General features: G+C 63.4%; 18 protein-coding genes. 12 read left to right on the forward strand and 6 right to left on the reverse strand.

Features of this window, described 5'->3' with window-relative positions; genetic code table 11:
* Positions 1-16 precede the first annotated feature (16 nt).
* Together PCLY_RS08965 and PCLY_RS08970 are read left to right on the forward strand one after the other, a co-directional pair.
* Positions 17-1006: an asparaginase gene (locus PCLY_RS08965; protein ID WP_061238941.1), complete on the forward strand. Its 990-nt coding sequence runs from the start codon at positions 17-19 to the stop codon at positions 1004-1006.
* Positions 1007-1033: 27 nt separating this feature from the next.
* Entirely contained in the window at positions 1034-1477 is a 444-nt protein-coding gene (locus PCLY_RS08970; protein WP_061238942.1) for a GNAT family N-acetyltransferase, read from the forward strand.
* Positions 1478-1483: 6 nt separating this feature from the next.
* Here the strand turns inward: PCLY_RS08970 and PCLY_RS08975 are convergent, their stop codons facing one another.
* Together PCLY_RS08975 and glsB are read right to left on the reverse strand one after the other, a co-directional pair.
* Positions 1484-1879 (reverse strand): RidA family protein, encoded by a 396-nt coding sequence (locus PCLY_RS08975; protein ID WP_061238943.1) that lies wholly within the window; start codon positions 1877-1879, stop codon positions 1484-1486.
* 119 nt (positions 1880-1998) lie between these two features.
* Positions 1999-2907 carry a glutaminase B gene (glsB, locus tag PCLY_RS08980; RefSeq protein ID WP_061238944.1) on the reverse strand — a complete coding sequence of 303 codons (909 nt, stop codon included), beginning with the start codon at positions 2905-2907 and terminating at the stop codon, positions 1999-2001.
* Between the two features lie 381 nt (positions 2908-3288).
* Here glsB and PCLY_RS08985 point away from each other — a divergent pair, with 381 nt between their 5' ends.
* Positions 3289-4218, forward strand: coding sequence for an AEC family transporter (locus tag PCLY_RS08985; protein WP_061238945.1), 930 nt, complete (start codon positions 3289-3291; stop codon positions 4216-4218).
* Here PCLY_RS08985 and PCLY_RS08990 read toward each other — a convergent pair.
* Positions 4208-4849: a hypothetical protein gene (locus PCLY_RS08990; RefSeq protein WP_061238946.1), complete on the reverse strand. Its 642-nt coding sequence runs from the start codon at positions 4847-4849 to the stop codon at positions 4208-4210. The two genes, PCLY_RS08985 and PCLY_RS08990, sit on opposite strands and share 11 nt — an antisense overlap.
* Positions 4850-5257: 408 nt before the next feature.
* Between PCLY_RS08990 and coxB the strand changes: the two genes are divergently transcribed.
* The 4 genes from coxB to PCLY_RS09010 are packed head-to-tail and all read left to right on the forward strand — an operon-like array spanning position 5258 to position 9428.
* The gene (coxB, locus tag PCLY_RS08995; protein ID WP_197432162.1) at positions 5258-6382 is read left to right on the forward strand and encodes a cytochrome c oxidase subunit II; all 1125 of its coding nucleotides are present in this window, start codon (positions 5258-5260) and stop codon (positions 6380-6382) included.
* A gap of 4 nt (positions 6383-6386) precedes the next feature.
* Positions 6387-7970, forward strand: a complete 1584-nt coding sequence (gene ctaD, locus PCLY_RS09000; RefSeq protein WP_061238948.1) for a cytochrome c oxidase subunit I — start codon at positions 6387-6389, stop codon at positions 7968-7970.
* Positions 7971-7980: 10 nt separating this feature from the next.
* The gene (locus PCLY_RS09005) at positions 7981-8529 is read left to right on the forward strand and encodes a cytochrome c oxidase assembly protein (protein WP_061238949.1); all 549 of its coding nucleotides are present in this window, start codon (positions 7981-7983) and stop codon (positions 8527-8529) included.
* An 11-nt stretch (positions 8530-8540) separates the two neighbouring features.
* Positions 8541-9428, forward strand: coding sequence for a cytochrome c oxidase subunit 3 (locus PCLY_RS09010; protein WP_061238950.1), 888 nt, complete (start codon positions 8541-8543; stop codon positions 9426-9428).
* Positions 9429-9435: 7 nt separating this feature from the next.
* On the opposite strand, the gene PCLY_RS09015 is transcribed toward PCLY_RS09010, so the two are convergent.
* Complete coding sequence (locus PCLY_RS09015; protein WP_061238951.1) at positions 9436-9639, reverse strand: twin transmembrane helix small protein; 204 nt, start codon at positions 9637-9639, stop codon at positions 9436-9438.
* 69 nt (positions 9640-9708) lie between these two features.
* Here PCLY_RS09015 and PCLY_RS09020 point away from each other — a divergent pair, with 69 nt between their 5' ends.
* Genes PCLY_RS09020 through PCLY_RS09040 form a run of 5 tightly spaced genes read left to right on the forward strand, consistent with a single transcriptional unit; the run spans position 9709 to position 13667 of the window.
* Positions 9709-10440, forward strand: coding sequence for an SURF1 family protein (locus PCLY_RS09020; protein ID WP_061238952.1), 732 nt, complete (start codon positions 9709-9711; stop codon positions 10438-10440).
* On the forward strand, positions 10415-10993 hold the full coding sequence (locus tag PCLY_RS09025; protein WP_061238953.1) for a hypothetical protein: 579 nt from the start codon (positions 10415-10417) through the stop codon (positions 10991-10993). Before PCLY_RS09020 ends, PCLY_RS09025 begins: the two co-directional genes overlap by 26 nt.
* 55 nt (positions 10994-11048) lie before the next feature.
* Positions 11049-12107: a COX15/CtaA family protein gene (locus PCLY_RS09030; protein ID WP_061238954.1), complete on the forward strand. Its 1059-nt coding sequence runs from the start codon at positions 11049-11051 to the stop codon at positions 12105-12107.
* A 19-nt stretch (positions 12108-12126) separates the two neighbouring features.
* Entirely contained in the window at positions 12127-13026 is a 900-nt protein-coding gene (gene cyoE, locus PCLY_RS09035; RefSeq protein ID WP_061238955.1) for a heme o synthase, read from the forward strand.
* An 8-nt stretch (positions 13027-13034) separates the two neighbouring features.
* Complete coding sequence (locus PCLY_RS09040) at positions 13035-13667, forward strand: SCO family protein (protein ID WP_061238956.1); 633 nt, start codon at positions 13035-13037, stop codon at positions 13665-13667.
* A 114-nt stretch (positions 13668-13781) separates the two neighbouring features.
* Here PCLY_RS09040 and PCLY_RS09045 read toward each other — a convergent pair whose 3' ends face one another.
* Both PCLY_RS09045 and PCLY_RS09050 read right to left on the reverse strand, forming a co-directional pair.
* Positions 13782-14732 carry a homoserine kinase gene (locus PCLY_RS09045; protein WP_061238957.1) on the reverse strand — a complete coding sequence of 317 codons (951 nt, stop codon included), beginning with the start codon at positions 14730-14732 and terminating at the stop codon, positions 13782-13784.
* Between the two features lie 17 nt (positions 14733-14749).
* The gene (locus tag PCLY_RS09050) at positions 14750-15034 is read right to left on the reverse strand and encodes a DUF2782 domain-containing protein (protein ID WP_061238958.1); all 285 of its coding nucleotides are present in this window, start codon (positions 15032-15034) and stop codon (positions 14750-14752) included.
* Positions 15035-15045: the final 11 nt, after the last annotated feature.

Consider the following 15045-nt stretch of genomic DNA (forward strand, 5'->3'; position numbering starts at 1 on the left):
TATGCGAGGAGAGTCCATGGCGACCCCAGAAAAACTCCTGGTGCTGTACACAGGCGGCACCATCGGCATGCAGATGAGCGCAGACGGCCTGGCGCCGGCTTCGGGTTTCGAGGCGCGCATGCGCGCACAACAGGCCCAGGAGAATGCCAGCGAGCTGCCGCAGTGGCACTTTCGCGAGCTGCTGCCGCTGATCGACAGTGCCAACATGAACACCGGCCACTGGCTGACGCTGCGTGACGAGATCGTCACCGCCGTGCAGACGCATGGTCACGACGCCGTGCTGGTGCTGCATGGCACCGACACCCTGGCCTACAGCGCTGCAGCACTGAGTTTCCTGCTGCTCGGCCTCGAGGTGCCGGTAGTCTTCACAGGGGCCATGCAGCCGGCAGGTGTCGCTGGCGGCGATGCCTGGCCCAACCTGTTCGGCGCGATGCGCGCCTTGTATCGCGGTGTGGCGCCAGGCGTGCACCTCTACTTCAACGGCCAGCTGTTGCATGGCGCGCGCTGTTCTAAGTTGCGCAGCGACGCCTTCGATGCCTTCCAGGTACTGCCGCGTCAGCGCCAGGCGGAACGTGCCACGGTCGATGCACAAATCGACTTCCGCCAGCTGCGTCAGGCGGTCAATCTCGCGGTGCTGCCGCTGCATCCGGCCGTGCAGGCCGGGCATCTGCAAGCCCTGTTCGACAGCGGTGTGCAGGGCCTGCTGCTGGAGTGCTATGGCAGTGGCACCGGTCCGGCCGGCGATGCGCAGTTGATGAGCGCGCTGCGCCAGGCGCACCAGCGCGGCGTGGTGCTGGCGGCGATCAGCCAGTGCGCGCAGGGACATGTGCAGTTCGGCGTCTACGCGGCCGGCAGCCGTCTGGCCGAGGTCGGTCTGGTGTCCTGCGGTGGCATGACCCGTGAGGCTGCGCTGGGCAAGCTGTTCGCCCTGCTCGGCGCCGGTTTGCCGCAGGCACAGGTCGAGCACTGGCTGGCGCGCGATCTCTGTGGTGAGATGAGCGACTGATCCACCTGCCCAAACAGAGGAAGGACGATGAGTATCGACATTCGCCCTGTAGTCGCTGCCGATCACGAAGCCTGGTTGCCGCTATGGCAGGGCTACCAGCGCTTCTACATGACCGAAATCCCCGCCGACGCCAGCGCCACCACCTGGCAGCGGTTTCTCGACCCTAGCGAACCCATGGGTGCTGCCTTGGCCTGGCAGGGTGACCGCGCCATCGGCCTGGTGCACTGGGTCATCCACCGCTCGACCTGGACCAGTGGCGACTACTGCTACCTGCAGGATCTGTTCGTCGCCAAGGGCGAGCGTAGCGGCGGTGTCGGGCGCAAATTGATCCAGCACGTGTTTGAGCAGGCACACGCCGCAGGCTGTTCGCGGGTGCACTGGCTGACTCACGAGAGCAACAGCCAGGCCAAGCTGCTGTACGAGCGCATCGGCGAGCGCTCGGGCTTCGTGCAGTACCGCAAAATCCTGTAGTCGGCCTCAGGGCCGACGCGCGATAAAGTCGATCTCCACCAGCGCATGGCGTGCCAGGCCCGTGGTGCCGATGCAGGTGCGCGCCGGGCGCTTGTCTTCGGGGAAGTAGCTGGCATACACCGCGTTGAAACGCGCGTAATCGCCGTGGAAATCGGTGAGAAACGCGCGCGCCGACACCACGTTTTCCAGGCCCAGGCCGAGGCCGCTGAGCACCACCAGCAGGTTGTCGAAGGTCTTGTGCGTCTGCGCCTCGATGCCTTCGGGCAGCGGCGCCGCTTCGTTGCCCGGGTCGATGGGCAACTGGCCGGTGATGAACACCCAGCCATCGGCTTCGCAGGCATGGGAGAACGGCGCGACCGGTGCGGGCGCAGCGGCGAACATGTGGTATTCGGGCATCGACATGGGCACTCCTGGTCTTCAGGTTAGCTGGCTGTTGAACAACTACCTGCGTTGGCAATACTGCGTCAAAAACGGCCTCACCTACGTTTTTCAACGGCCTGCTGCGACCATACCCTATCGGATCAGAATACCGACCAGCCGATGCGTTCGCTGAGCAGCTCCAGTGCCTTGATGCCGGCCAGGGAGTTACCCGCCGCATTGAGCTCCGGAGACCACACGCAGACGCTGAACTGCCCCGGTACTACGGCGACAATACCGCCGCCGACGCCGCTCTTGCCTGGCAGGCCGACGCGATAGGCGAAGTTGCCGGCTTCGTCGTACAGCCCGCTGGTGGCCATGATCGCGTTGATCTGCTTGGTCTGGCGCGGCGACAGCACCTGTTCGCCGCTGTGCTGGCAGAAACCCTCGTTGGCCAGGAAACCGAAGGCGCGCGCCAGGTCGACGCAACTCATGCGCAGCGCGCAGCAGCTGAAGTAGCTGCGCAGCACGGCCTCGACCTCGTTGTGGAAATTTCCGAACGACTGCATCAGGTAGGCCGCTGCGGCATTGCGGGCGCGGTGCTGGTACTCGGATTCGGCAACGTGATTGTCCACCGTCACTTCGGGGTTGCCCGACAGGCGCCGGACGAAATCGCGCATCGACAGTGCCGGCGCGGCGTAACGCGACTGGTTGATGTCACAGATCACCAGGGCACCGGCGTTGATGAACGGGTTACGCGGCTTGCCCCGCTCGAATTCGAGCTGCACCAGCGAGTTGAACGGCTGCCCGGACGGTTCGTGTCCCAGCCGTTGCCAGATGCTCTCGCCGCTGTGACCGATGGCCTGGACCAGGCTGAACACCTTGGAAACGCTCTGGATGGAGAAGGGCGTGCGCGCATCGCCGGCAACGTGTAACTGACCATCGTTGCCATACACGGCGATGCCCAGCTGATCGGGCACCACACTGGCCAGTGCGGGGATGTAATCGGCCACCCTGCCCTGGCCGATCAGCGGGCGGACTTCATCGAGAATTTCGTTCAACAGCGCTTGCATGCGTAGAGCCTGTTCAAAGTCTCGCGAGCTGGAGCCATACAAGGCGCAACGACCAGCGGGAGTGACAGCCAAGGGCTGGCCCGAAGGGTGAGCGCCAGCGAATCAAGCAGGCGAGGATCGGTCGGAGTCGCGCTCGACTTTACGAGCTGTAAATGAGCATTTTTGACGGGGCCTAGCCTGGGCTGGCGCTCAGTCTGTTTTTAACGCGGCATGGCCTACGCGCAGCAGAGTCTGGGCTGGCTGTCAGGCTCTCGGCGGCGCTAGGTTCACCCAGCATGTCAGTGCTAGACGCCGCTGGATACGCCGGAATCACAGCCCATGACTTGCCCTCGGCGGCCAGCGCCCCTAGGCTCGGTCCTCCCCTGTCGTTGGCCTGGTTCGATGTCCACGGTTCTCAATGTCCTGCTACCCATCTTCGGCCTGATTCTGGTTGGTTTCATATGCCGGCGAAGCAATCGCCTGGGGCCGACTGCGGCATCGGAGATGAACCGCTTCGTGGTCTGGCTCGGTTTGCCGGCCTTGCTGTTCAGCCTTACGGCCAAGGCCGACTGGGCGCAGATCTGGCAGCCCGGTTTCCTGCTCGCCTTCACCGGCGGCATGCTCGCGGTGTTTCTGGTCACGCTGGTGTATCGCTGGCGCAGTACCGGCAGCCTGGTCGACGCCAGCATCGATGGCCTCAGCGCCGGTTACGCCAATACCGGTTACATCGGCATTCCGTTGTGTGTCCTGGTGCTCGGCGAGGACGGCATGGCGCCGGCCCTGATCGCCTCGCTGATGGTGGTTTGCGTGCTGTTCGGCCTGGCGGTGGTGTGCATCGAGGTAGGCCTGCAGAGCAAGAAGGGTCTGGGCGGCGCCATCGTTCAGGTGGTCATGGCGCTGCTGAAGAATCCGTTGGTGGTCGCGCCGTTGCTCGGTGCCGCCTGGGCCGTGGGTGGCGTGCAGATGCCGGCGGCGCTGGACGAGTTTCTCCGCTTGCTGGGCGCCGCCACGGTGCCCTGTGCGCTGGTGTCGCTGGGGCTGTTCCTGGCGCAGCGCCAGAGCGGGCCGAGCGAAGGTGCCTGGCCATTGGTGGCGCTCAAGCTGGTTTTGCAGCCACTGGTGACCTGGTTCATCGCTTTCGTGCTGCTCGACCTGCCGCTGTTCTGGGCGCACGCCGCATTGCTGCTCAGCGCCCTGCCGACCGGCACCGGGCCATTCATGCTTGCCGAGTATTACCAGCGCCAGGCGGCGCTGGTTTCGCGGGCGATCCTGTTTTCCACTCTCGGCTCGCTGCTGACCTTGACTCTGATCCTGCTGCTGATCACGCCTTGAGCTGCAGCTCCACGCCCAGCTGTTGCGACAGGCAGGGCCAGCGCTGCCAGGCAGATGCGGTATCCGGTGCGGCCAGGTGCTCACGATAGGCCTGCACCGAGGGCTGGTCGAAGCTGGCGTCATCAAGCATACCGGCCAGTGCGTGGTGCACCGCCTCGTCGAGCTGGTTGGCGAAGGGTTCACCGATCAACTGGTGCGCGATCAGGTTGGCGCGGGTGGTATCCAGCGGGATCAGTGGCTGGCCGAGGTGAGCGATGTAGCGGTCGTTGACCTCCTCCACCAGGCGATGCGCCAGATAGGCCTCATCGAGCAGGCCTTCGAGGCCTTCATGGCCCTCCATCAGGGCCGGTGGTTGCAGGAAGAAATACTCGGCGATCTGCAGCACGGGTTTCACCGCAGCCTCGATTCCCGCTTCGCGTGCTACTTCGGCGGCGGCGTCGAGCACGTCCGGCACTTCTTCGATATAGGCGATGACGAAGGCGGTCAGCGCCCCTGGCGCGTCGGCCTCGGGCAGGCGAATGGACGGGTGCAGGCGATCCAGTTGGGTCTGCAGGAAGCGAGTAAGTGCCTGGCTGCCACTTTCCTGCTGGCGAGCCTGAGCGATGAGTTGACGAAGCGCGGCGGTGTTCATGACTGCTCCTACCTATCAGGACATGGACGTGAACCTTAGCCGGCCGATCGGGCTGGCTAAGACGCGATTGTCATAACTTTTTCGTACTTATGCGAGTCCGCTATATCTACCTGTATCAGAACGGCTACACCCCGCGCCGCGCGCGGCCTTTGCCATCGGCGTCGAACCGGCTTGACGACTGCCCTGCTCACATTGCGGGCTGAAAGTGGCCGTCTATACTCGATTTCGAAAGGCAGTACCTGATGGAACCGGACGAGCTTTGGCACGGAAAGGTTCGACATGTAGTCGCCAGCAGTCAGGAGTGGATGTTCAGGCAGCGTGCGCCAGCACCCAGCTCCAAGAGGCAGTCGATCCCTTAGCCGCAGGCTCAGCCGGCGGGATAACAAGAACAATCAAGGGGAACCCGCAATGATGCGACATCCACGAGTCTGGATGGGCCTCCTGCTGTGGCTGGCAATGGGCTCGGCGCATGCCCAATGGACGGTCAACATGGCGCCCGGTGTAACCGACGTCAGCCGTTCCGTGTTCGACCTGCACATGACCATTTTCTGGATCTGTGTCGTGATCGGCATATTGGTCTTCGGCGCCATGTTCTGGTCGATGCTCCTGCACCGCCGTTCCACCGGCCAGAAACCCGCGCACTTTCACGAAAGCACCACCGTCGAGATTCTCTGGACCGTCGTGCCGCTGGCGATTCTGGTGGTGATGGCGATTCCGGCAACGAAGACGCTGATCGATATCTACGACACCACCGAGTCCGAGCTGGATATCCAGATCACCGGCTATCAGTGGAAGTGGCACTACAAGTACCTGGGTCAGGATGTCGAGTTCTTCAGCAACCTGACCACGCCACGCGCGCAGATCAACAACCGCGAAGCCAAGGGCGAACATTACCTGCTCGAAGTGGATGAGCCGCTGGTGGTGCCGGTGGGCACCAAGGTGCGTTTTCTGATCACCGCTGCCGACGTGATCCACTCCTGGTGGGTGCCGGCGCTGGCGGTGAAGAAGGATGCCATCCCCGGTTTCATCAACGAGTCCTGGACGCGCATCGAGGAGCCCGGCATCTACCGCGGCCAGTGCACCGAATTGTGCGGCAAGGATCACGGCTTCATGCCCGTGGTGGTAGAAGCCAAGTCCAAGGAAGACTTCGCTGCCTGGCTGGCCGAACGCAAGCAGGCGGCTGCCGCCGAGCGCGAGCTGACCAGCAAGGAATGGACCATGGAAGAGCTGATGGCGCGTGGCGAGAAGGCCTACAACACCACCTGCGCCGCCTGCCACCAGCCCACCGGTGAGGGCCTGCCGCCGATGTTCCCGGCACTCAAGGGCTCGTCCATCGCCACCGGGCCGGCCGAAGGCCATATCAACATCGTCTTCCACGGCAAGCCGGGCACCTCCATGGCGGCGTTCGGCAAGCAACTGTCGCCGGTCGACCTGGCCGCCATCATCACCTACGAGCGCAACGCCTGGGGCAACAGTGTCGGTGACATGGTCACGCCCAAGGACATTCTCGATTTCTCCAAGGCGCAGGAGTAAGGACATGAGTGCAGTGATCGACCACGGTCATACTGACCACCACCATGGCCCGGCCAAGGGCCTGATGCGCTGGGTGCTGACCACCAACCACAAGGACATCGGCACGATGTACCTGTGGTTCAGCTTCTGCATGTTCCTGCTGGGCGGCTCGATGGCCATGGTCATCCGCGCCGAGCTGTTCCAGCCGGGCCTGCAGATCGTGCAGCCGGAATTCTTCAACCAGATGACCACCATGCACGGCCTGATCATGGTCTTCGGTGCGGTGATGCCGGCCTTCGTCGGCCTGGCCAACTGGATGATCCCGCTGATGATCGGCGCGCCCGACATGGCCCTACCGCGCATGAACAACTTCAGCTTCTGGCTGCTGCCGGCGGCCTTCGGCCTGTTGATCAGCACCTTGTTCATGGAGGGCGGCGGGCCGAACTTCGGCTGGACCTTCTATGCGCCGCTGTCGACGACCTATGCGCCGGAGAGCACTACCTTCTTCATCTTCGCCATTCACCTGATGGGCATCAGTTCGATCATGGGGGCGATCAACGTGATCGCCACCATCCTCAACCTGCGTGCCCCGGGCATGACCCTGATGAAGATGCCGCTGTTCGTCTGGACCTGGCTGATCACCGCCTTCCTGCTGATCGCGGTGATGCCGGTACTGGCTGGCTGCGTGACCATGATGCTGATGGACATCCACTTCGGCACCAGCTTCTTCAATGCTGCTGGTGGTGGTGATCCGGTCCTGTTCCAGCATGTGTTCTGGTTCTTCGGCCACCCCGAGGTGTACATCATGATCCTGCCCGCCTTCGGTGCGGTCAGCTCGATTATCCCGGCCTTCGCGCGCAAGCCGCTGTTCGGCTACACCTCGATGGTCTATGCCACCGCGTCCATCGCTTTCCTGTCGTTCATCGTCTGGGCGCACCACATGTTCACCGTCGGTATCCCGCTGACCGGCGAGCTGTTCTTCATGTACGCCACCATGCTGATCGCCGTGCCCACCGGGGTGAAGGTGTTCAACTGGGCCAGCACCATGTGGCAGGGCTCGATGACCTTCGAGGCGCCGATGCTGTTCTCGGTGGCCTTCGTCATCCTCTTCACCATTGGCGGATTTTCCGGGTTGATGCTGGCCATCGCCCCGTCGGACTTCCAGTACCACGACACCTACTTCGTGGTGGCGCACTTCCACTACGTGCTGGTGCCCGGTGCGATCTTCGGCATCTTCGCCTCGGCCTACTACTGGCTGCCGAAGTGGACCGGGCACATGTACGACGAAACCCTGGCCAAGCTGCATTTCTGGATGAGCTTCATCGGCATGAACCTGGCGTTCTTCCCGATGCACTTCGTCGGCCTGGCCGGCATGCCGCGGCGTATTCCCGACTACAACCTGATGTTCGCCAACTTCAACATGGTCTCCAGCATTGGCGCCTTCATGTTCGGGGCGACCCAGCTGCTGTTCCTGTTCATCGTCATCAAGTGCATCCGCGGCGGCAAACCGGCTCCGGCCAAGCCCTGGGACGGTGCCGAAGGCCTGGAGTGGACGGTGCCGTCACCGGCGCCCTATCACACCTTCAGCACGCCGCCGGAAGTGAAATAGGAGGTCTGCCGTGAGCGAGGTCATCGCGACGCGTCGCCTGGTTACCCGTCTGCTGATCGTGGTGGCGGTGATGTTCTGTTTCGGCGTCTTCGTTCTGCCGCCGTTCTATGACGCCATGTGCCGGGTATTCGGGATCAACGGCAAGACCGCAGGGCCCTATCAGGGCGAGCAGGTGATCGACGAGGTGCGCCAGGTGCGCGTGCAGTTCCTCGCCACCAACTCTGCCGAGATGGTCTGGGAGTTCGCGCCCAAGGCCGACGAGTTGTTGGTTCACCCAGGGGAGACCCGCGACATGTTGTTTGTCGCCTACAACCCCAGCGACCACCCGATGACCGCGCAGGCGATTCCCAGCATCTCGCCTTCGAAGGCAGCGGCGTTCTTTCACAAGACCGAGTGCTTCTGCTTTACCCAGCAGGTGCTGCAGCCGGGTGAGCGCATCGAGATGCCGGTGCGCTTCATCGTCGACCGCGACCTGCCGCAAGACGTGAAGCATCTGACACTGGGCTACACGCTGTTCGATATCACCGCGCGCAAACCGCCGGTGGCACAGGCTCCATAAGGAGAACAACAATGTCGAGTCACGAGCACTATTACGTTCCGGCCCAGAGCAAATGGCCGATCATCGCCACCCTCGGGATGCTGGTCAGCGTCTTCGGCGTCGGTACCTGGTTCAATGACCTCTCGGCCAATCGCGCGGACTCCAATGGCCCGCTGATCTTCTTCGTCGGCGGCCTGATCCTCGCCTACATGCTGTTCGGCTGGTTCGGCAATGTGATCAAGGAGAGTCGCGGCGGCCTATACAGCCCGCAGATGGATCGCTCGTTCCGCTGGGGCATGAGCTGGTTCATCTTCTCCGAGGTGATGTTCTTCGCAGCCTTCTTCGGCGCCCTCTTCTACGTCCGTACCTGGGCTGGCCCCTGGCTGGGTGGCGAGGGCGACAAGGGCGTGGCCAACATGCTCTGGGAAGGTTTCGAATACAGCTGGCCGCTGTTGCAGAACCCCGACTCCAAGCTGTTTCCGCCGCCCAGCGGGGTGATCGACCCCTGGCATCTGCCGTTGCTCAACACCATCCTGCTGGTGTCATCGAGCGTCACCGTGACCTTCGCTCACCATGCCCTGAAGAAGAACAAGCGCGGCCCGCTCAAGGCCTGGCTGGCGGCCACCATTTTGCTTGGTGTGGCGTTCCTGTTCTTCCAGGTCGAGGAATATATCGAGGCCTACAGCGAGCTGGGTCTGACCCTGGGCTCGGGCATCTACGGTGCAACCTTCTTCATGCTCACCGGCTTTCACGGTGCCCACGTGACCATGGGGGCGCTGATTCTGACGGTGATGCTGGTGCGCATCATGCGCGGCCACTTCGATTCGGAGAAACACTTCGGTTTCGAGGCCGCGTCCTGGTACTGGCACTTCGTCGACGTGGTCTGGCTGGGGTTGTTCGTCTTCGTTTACGTCCTGTAGCGCAGCCTCACCAGGTGGCGTGAGACACCAGTTGCCCTGAGTAGAAGCCCCAGGCGATCAGGGCGACGGTGATGGTGGTCAGCACGACACGGACTGTCAGTGCATTGACCACGCGGGTACTGCGGCTGTCGTCCTTGACCAGGAAGAACAGGCCGCTGAACAGACTGGCGATGGTAGCCAGCAACATGAGGACGATCGCGGCCTTGAGCATGCGAGACTCCGGGGGAGTGGGTATGCATCGCAGTATAGCCAGCCCGTCTGTGGTTCGCGGAGGCGCGCAATGAGCGGCTTTCGTCCCGGCTGGCTGCCCAGCATTCTGGTGTTGCTGCTGACGCCTGGCTTGCTGAGCCTGGGCTTCTGGCAGCTGCAGCGGGGCGAGGAAAAGCGCCAGCTGCTGGCCAGTTTCGAGGCACGGCGCCAGGCCGAGCCGATCAGCCTCGAACAGCTCGAGCCGCTGCGTGACCCCGGCTACCGCCGCGTTCACCTGCGCGGGCAGTTCGACCCCGAACACAGCCTGCTGCTGGATAGCCGCATCCGCGACGGCCATGCCGGCGTCGAGCTGCTGCAGCCCTTCTACGATCAGGCCAGCGGTCTCTGGGTGTTGCTCAATCGTGGCTGGCTGCCCTGGCCGGATCGGCGCACGCCTGTGCAGTTCGATACACCCGATGGCGTGTTGCAGCTCAATGCCTGGATCTACGTGCCGCCATCCGGCGGCCTGAACCTGAGATCCGGTGCGGCTTCGGAGGGCTGGCCGCGGCTGATTACCCAGGTCGAGGCCGATAGCCTGTGGCACCAGTTGGGCCGTGGCGGCCTACCCTTCGAGACACGCCTGGAGCCGGGGCCTGCCAGCTATCGCGTCGATTGGCCGATCGTGGCCATGAGCCCCAGCAAGCATCTGGGTTATGCCGTGCAGTGGTTCGCCTTGGCTGGCGCACTGCTCGGTCTGTTCATCTATCTCGGAATTCACAATGCACGGGAGCATCGTCATGAACCCAGCCATCGCCATGCCTGAGGCGCCCCGCAAGGGCCGGGGGCGTTTGCAGCTTCTGCTGATTCTGGCCATCACCATCGGCCCGATGTTCCTGGCCAGTGCTATGTACCAGTGGCGCTTCTGGGTGCCGGAGACGCGCAATTACCACGGTGTGCTGATCGGCGATGGTCGCACCCTGGCCGATCTCGGCGTGCAGGGCGAAGTGGAGCCGCAGTGGCAGATTCTGGTGACGACTCCCGGCGCGTGCGAGGCGGACTGTCAGCAACTGGTTTACCTGGCGCGGCAGATCCAGATCGGCCTCAATCGCGAGACCTCGCGGGCCAGCCATGGCCTGGCCCTGGCCGAGCCGCTGAGCGCCGAGTACGACGCCACGCTCAAGCGCGAGTACCCGCAGCTTGGTCGTTACCAGCTGGATGTTCAGGCCTACGCCAAGGCCGCCGAGGCGGTGCCGGGCGCGCAGCTGTGGCTGGTCGATCCGCACGGCAATCTGGTGCTGCGGTATCCGGCCGGCAGCGACGGCAAGGCCATTCTCGATGATCTGCGCTACCTGCTGAAAATTTCCCTGATCGGTTGAGCGTGCGCCCTGTCCATAACGACAGGGCGTCAAGCCCCGTGCCCAAGGAGTCGACATGCACAAGCCTGGTTACCGTCTAGCGTTGTTCGCGACCCTCCTGACCGTGGTGGTGGTGCTGCTGGGCGCCTACACCCGGCTGACCCATGCCGGCCTGGGCTGCCCGGACTGGCCAGGCTGCTACGGCTTTCTCGGTGTGCCGATGAGCGAGCACAAGCAGGCCATCGCCGAGGCGCGCTTTCCCGAGGCACCCGTTGAGGTTGCCAAGGGCTGGTACGAGATGATCCATCGCTACTTCGCCGGCGCTCTGGGCTTGGTAATCCTGGCCATCGCCGTCCAGGCCGTGCGTCGCCGCGAAGACCCGGCGCAACCGCTGAAGCTGCCGTTGGCGATCCTCGCGCTGGTGATCCTGCAAGGGGCGTTCGGCATGTGGACGGTCACCCTGCAGTTGTGGCCGCAGGTGGTCACCGCACACCTGCTCGGCGGCTTCGCCACGCTGAGCTTGCTGACCCTGCTCACCTTGCGCCTCTCCGGACGCTTCGCCCCGCTACAGCTGCCGGGGCGTCTGCGGGCGCTGGCAGTCGCCTGCCTGCTGCTGGTGATCGGGCAGATCGTGCTCGGCGGCTGGGTCAGTTCCAATTACGCCGCTGTCGCCTGCGTCGACCTGCCCACCTGCCACGGTGAATGGTGGCCGGCCATGGATTTCGGCAAGGGTTTTCATCTGACCCAGCATATCGGCCCCAATTACCTCGGCGGGCAGCTCGACAGCGATGCGCGCACGGCCATTCACATGAGCCATCGCCTCGGTGCGCTGCTGGTCACAGTGGCATTGCTGGCGCTGGCCTGGCAGCTGCGCGTCGCCAAGCTGCCGCGTCTGGCCGGGCTGCTTGTGCTGGCGCTGGCGCTGCAGGTCAGCCTGGGCATCAGCAACGTGGTCTTCCATCTGCCGCTGCTGGTGGCGGTGGCGCACAACGCTGGTGGGGCGGCTCTGCTGCTGACCATGGTACTGGTCAACTATCGGCTCAGGGCCGTATCTGCGGTGACACGTGATGCATCCGATCGCATCGGTACGCGTGCGGTGACCGCTACCCACGCGCTGCTGCAGGCCGGCAAATAACTTATCAAGGAGAAACGCCATGGCGACCATGCTACGAGCTCACTCCGAACACGCCTCCTGGCGTGACTATCTGGAACTGACCAAGCCGCGGGTGGTGATGCTGATGCTGATCACCTCGCTGGTCGGCATGTTCCTCGCCACGCGTGCTGGCGTGCCCTGGACCGTGCTGCTGTTCGGCAACCTGGGCATCGGCTTGTGCGCAGGCGCCGCGGCTGCGGTGAACCATGTGGTGGACCGTCGTATCGACTCGATCATGGCGCGTACGCACAAGCGTCCGGTCACTGCCGGGCGCGTCTCGCCAGTGGCGGCGCTGGCCTTTGCCCTGCTGCTGGCCATCGCCGGGATGAGCCTGCTGCTGCTGTTCACCAATCAGTTGGCCGCCTGGCTGACTCTCGCTTCGCTGCTCGGTTATGCGGTGATCTACACCGGCTTTCTCAAGCGTGCCACGCCGCAGAACATCGTGATCGGTGGCCTGGCGGGCGCCGCTCCGCCGCTGCTGGGCTGGGTAGCCGTTACCGGCCACATGAGTGCCGAGCCACTGCTGCTGGTGTTGATCATCTTCGCCTGGACGCCGCCACACTTCTGGGCCCTGGCCATTCACCGCAAGGAGGAATACGCCAAGGCCGACATCCCCATGCTGCCGGTGACCCACGGTGAGCACTACACCAAGGTACATATCCTGCTCTATACCCTGGCCATGTTTGCGGTGACCTTGCTGCCCTATGCCATTCACATGAGCGGGCCGTTGTATCTGGTCTGTGCCCTGTTGCTGGGCGGACGCTTCCTGCACTGGGCCTGGGTGCTGTACCGTGACAGCAAACCGCACGCCGCGATCAACACCTTCAAGTACAGTATCTGGTACCTGTTCCTGTTGTTCATCGCGCTGCTGGCGGATCACTACCTGCTGCTGAATATCTAAGGTTTTTCATGACGCGTACCCACACAACGGTTTTCGTTCTTGTCGCTATCGTGGCCCTCGTGCTGGGGCTAACCGTCAACAAGGTGCTCAGCAGCAAGAGCCAGGGCGACCCGGCGGCGTTGCTCGATGCCGGCATCGTCCTGCTGCCGCAAAGCCGCAGCCTGCCGGCGCTGAGCCTGATCGACCAGGATGGCAAGGAAGTCGCGGTGGATCAGCTCAAGGGCGACTGGAAGCTGCTGTTCTTCGGCTATACCTTCTGCCCGGACATTTGCCCTGCCACCCTCGCCCAGTTGCGCCAGTTGCAGACTCAACTGCCCGAGGAAACCCGCGCGCGGCTGCAGGTGGTGATGGTCAGCGTCGACCCGCACCGCGACACCCCGGAGCAACTGAGCAAGTACCTGGGCTTCTTCAGTGCGGGCTTCAAGGGGCTGACCGGCGAAGAGGAAACCCTGCAGAAATTCGCCAATTCGGTGAGCATCCCCTACATCCCTGCCGATACCAGCAAGGAAAACTACACCGTCGATCACAGCGGCAACCTGGTGATCATTGGCCCGGATGGCACGCAGCGTGGTTTCATCCGCGCGCCAATCAACAACGCCAAACTGGCCGAGCAATTGCCGGGGTTGGTTTCGGGGAGCTGACGGCGAGGTCGGGTCCTCGCCGCTAACGGTAAGCCTCAGGCTGCATAGGGTGGATGACGCTCTTTTCATCCACCGCAGCGCACGCCACGCTGGACCGGTGACGCGTGGCCCAGCCTACAGTGCGAACGGCAGGGGCAGGTTGACCTGCTGGCGCTGTGCCAGGCGTCGCTGGAATTCACCCGGATCATGAATCAGCACTTCCTGCCCGGCGAAGGATTCGGCAGCGATCAGTCGCGACAGCCAGAAGCGCACGCAAGCCACGCGCAGCATGGCCGGCCACAACTCGGCTTCGGCGGCACTGAAGGGGCGTTGCGCGGCATAGGCGCCGAGCAGTGCGCGCGCGCGCGCGCCGTCGAGGCTGCCGTCTTCATGCGAGCACCAGTCGTTCAGGGTGATGGCCAGGTCATAGAGCATCGGCCCGGAGCACGCGTTGTAGAAATCGATCACCCCGGCCAGGTGATTGCCGTCGAACAGGACGTTGTCACGGAACAGATCCGCATGCAGGTTGGCGCGTGGCAGGGCGAGGATGCGCGGCTTCAGCTCGGCAATCTCGTCCAGGGCTGCGCGTAGCAGTGGCGATGCCTCGTCCGCGAGTTTCAGTGCCTGCTTTGCACCTTCGGCCAGCATCCACTCCAGGCCACGGTCGCTGCGACGCTCTACTGGTCGTTCGCGCGTCGCCAGGTGGATGCGGGCCAGCAGATTGCCGACCTCCTGGCAGTGATGTGCGTTGGCTTCATGCACATGCTTGCCGGACAGCCGCGGCTGCAGCAGCGCCGGTTTCTCGGCCAGGCTGCGCAGTGCCTCGCCGTCCTGCGTGCGCAGGGCGTACGGCACCGGCAGGCCGGCATCGTGCAGCACATCGAGTAGCTCGATGAAGAATGGCAGGTCGGCCACCGGACCGCGCTCGACCAGGGTCAGAACGTATTCGCCCTGCTCCAGGCTGACGAAGAAGTTGCTGTTTTCGCTACCTGCAGCAATGCCCTGGAAGTCACGCAACCGGCCAAGTCCATAAGGCGCCAGGAAAACTTCGAGCTGATGACGCTCCAGGGGGGTGAATACCGACATATCAGACCTTAATTGCCTTACCAGCTAAAGATTTCCCATGAGGGGATCAACATATCCGGATCGTCCGAACGTATGAAGTTGCCGTCGCTGCCATCGGCGCGAACCAGAAAATAGGGTTTGCCGTTCTTCGGAGTGACCTTGATGGCGTAGAGAAAGCCATTGACCCGGTATTCCTGGATGGTGCGATCGCCGTCCTGGCGGATGGTCACGTCTGGATCGGCGGACACCGGATCCTCGGCGTGACTGGCAAGTGGGACGCAGGCCAACAGACCGACCAGCAAAAGGCGATTCAATGTACCCATGATAACCTTGC

Source organism: Ectopseudomonas composti (assembly GCF_001567565.1).
GTDB classification, from domain to species: Bacteria; Pseudomonadota; Gammaproteobacteria; order Pseudomonadales; family Pseudomonadaceae; genus Aquipseudomonas; species Aquipseudomonas composti_A.